Here is an 820-nt window from a genome sequence, read left to right on the forward strand (position 1 = left end):
CCGCGGGGGTTGACGACCTTACCGCCTCAGAGTTCTGCACCAACTCGCCCCACACGCTTGTTTTTGCGGAAAGCGAGCGGGGCAAGACGGTGTACTTCTGCCTGCGCTGGGAGAACACGACGGGCGAAAAGGGGGGCCGTGGAGCGAGATTCTGAGCGCGATAGTGCCGTAAGGTCAACAAAAAGCGGGGGTACCCGCTTTTTGTTGAGACGAGAAGGAAGCGGGCAAAGCGCGCGGAAAGCGGAAAAGCGGGGCGGACGCCCTGCTTTTTTTATGCCCGAACGCGGGACGGTGTCGGGCGGACGCGGATTATAATCAGGCGGTTATGGAGCGCATATCAGGGCGGGTGCGGCACAGAGGCTTTGCCTCTATGCCGTATCTCTATGCCGCGACTTTCCGTGCGAAAACTCGGTCGCCGCTCGCGGCTTATGCACGGGCAGCGCGTCTTCCAGCGCTTCGCCCATTCGGGCGACGATTGTGGCGATTTCTTCGTCGCTTATCACCGCGGCAGGCTCAAAGCGAATGCAGCGGGCGTTGTTCAGCGTCCCCGCCGTCATGACGCTCCGCGCGAACATGCCCTTCGCCACTTCGTAGCCCACATCGTTGCTGACGAACTCGACCGCCAGCAGAAGCCCCGCGCCCCGCACGTCTCGGATAAGGCTCGGAAACCGCTCCTTCAGCGAGACGAGTCCCGCCTTGAGCGTTTCGCCCTTTTCGCGGCACTGACCGGGCACGTCGTGGTCTATGATATATTTTATCGTCGCAAGCGCCGCGGCGAATGCCAGCGGGTTGCCGCCGAACGTGGGCGAGCCCCAAAGGA

Annotated in this window: 1 protein-coding gene; it reads right to left on the minus strand. The window is 62.2% G+C overall.

The features are described 5' to 3' along the window. Positions 1-368: 368 nt before the first annotated feature. The coding region (locus AWU74_RS06550; RefSeq protein WP_162504960.1) for an aminotransferase class III-fold pyridoxal phosphate-dependent enzyme at positions 369-820 on the minus strand (452 nt) is incomplete at its 5' end.

Source organism: Treponema endosymbiont of Eucomonympha sp. (assembly GCF_001028545.1).